The sequence below is a fragment of the Sphingomonas sp. URJC2 genome, assembly GCF_059803575.1.
In genome coordinates, this window is the sequence record NZ_JAPFGX010000081.1 from 1 (window position 1) to 1,480 (window position 1,480).

The following is a 1,480-nucleotide window of genomic DNA, read 5'->3' on the forward strand; positions in this document are numbered from 1 at the left end:
TAACGCGGTGCTCGTCCATCCCCGCACTTCAACCACCGCCCCCGAGCCAAGCAAGGTGCCGTCAGAACACCGCTTACGCATCAGCCGCATCGGTCTTCCCGCGCTTTACATACGGCTTTACGTACGCGGGCGGCATCAAGCGGACCTCGTGTCCGAGGGCGAGAAGCTCTCGGCCCCAGTGATGGGCCGATGCACATGCTTCCATCCCGACCAAGCATGGCGGTAATGAGGAGAAGAACTTCAGCACCTCCGACCGCCGGATCTGTCGGCGAATCAGCACTTTACCATCGGCGCCGATGGCGTGGACCTGAAATACGTTCTTCGCCAGATCAACTCCGACGGTGACGATATCCTGCTGCATGGATCGACTCCTAGACGTGGCTCAACGACCACATCATTGCACAGCTTCGCCTGTGCAGGGGTCGTCCACCCCATCACGTCACGTGCTCGATCTCTGCGACGCGGTTCTCGGGCTGAAGGCCGTCCGACAGCATTGCTTCCCGTTTATGACCGGAGATCCAGATCGCCGCGGTTACCGGAAGCCATTGCCTGTCGATGGCTTTTATCCAGCTCTTGGCCTCGTCGTGGAGTATGATGAGCGGCAACATCGCGAACGTGTAGGATTCTTCGACGATAAGCCGACTGTTTCCGGCGTGCCTCGGGGTGAACAGCGTCGTCGATATGATACGCGCCGCGCCGATTTTCTGCCGAAGCATGGCTATATGTTGATTGTGCTCGAGGTCGGCGAACTCGCACACGATCGAACCAAGCGCCTGCTCAGGACCCCTGAAGATCAGGCGATTGTCGGCCGCCGCCTTTCAAGCTTTATCGGCTGATTAATGGATATCAGGGCAATGGTGCAAAATGGCCAATGAACCCCGCACCCCCCGTCTTGCTGTCTTGATTGACGCAGACAATGCATCTTCCCGGATCGCACCGCGCCTCTTTGAAGAGATTGCAAAGATCGGTGAAGCAAGTGTCCGCCGCATTTACGGGGACTTCTCCGGGACCAGGCTTAAATCCTGGGCTGACGTTCTCGCCACACATGCGATCAAGGCGCATCAGAACTTTGCGTACACCAGCGGCAAGAATGCCTCGGATATTGCGTTGGTCATCGACGCGATGGACCTTTTGCATACCGGTCGATTCGACGGGTTTTGCCTTGTCTCTTCCGACAGTGATTTTACCGGTTTGGCCTCGCGTATCCGTGAGCAGGGCATAGATGTCTACGGCTTCGGAGAGCAGAAAACACCCGAGAGCTTCCGCCAAGCGTGTCGCCGCTTCATCTACACTGAGAACCTGCTGCCAGAGGCGCCTACGTCAGATGAGCCAGGTCGACAGGATGCCCGTCCGGCTAGCGTAAAGAAGTCGCCCACTGCTGCGGCACCTTTGATCCGCACTGCGGCTCTGTTGCAAACATGGGGCACGGCCGCGCGGCGTCACCCAGTTGGGGGATTAGGCAGCATTGGCGAAATGCTTA

At 58.1% G+C, this 1,480-nt stretch carries 2 protein-coding genes and 1 pseudogene; 2 read left to right on the top strand and 1 reads right to left on the bottom strand.

Features of this window, described 5'->3' with window-relative positions; translation table 11 throughout:
* Window positions 1-76: 76 nt before the first annotated feature.
* Window positions 77-361, bottom strand: a pseudogene (locus tag OPU66_RS14870) (IS110 family transposase); the annotation flags it as partial.
* An 82-nt stretch (window positions 362-443) separates the two neighbouring features.
* Here OPU66_RS14870 and OPU66_RS14875 point away from each other — a divergent pair.
* Window positions 444-836, top strand: a complete 393-nt coding sequence (locus tag OPU66_RS14875) for a hypothetical protein (protein ID WP_498554427.1) — start codon at window positions 444-446, stop codon at window positions 834-836.
* A gap of 28 nt (window positions 837-864) precedes the next feature.
* Window positions 865-1,480: NYN domain-containing protein (locus tag OPU66_RS14880; protein ID WP_498554428.1), on the top strand; the 616-nt coding region annotated here is incomplete at its 3' end.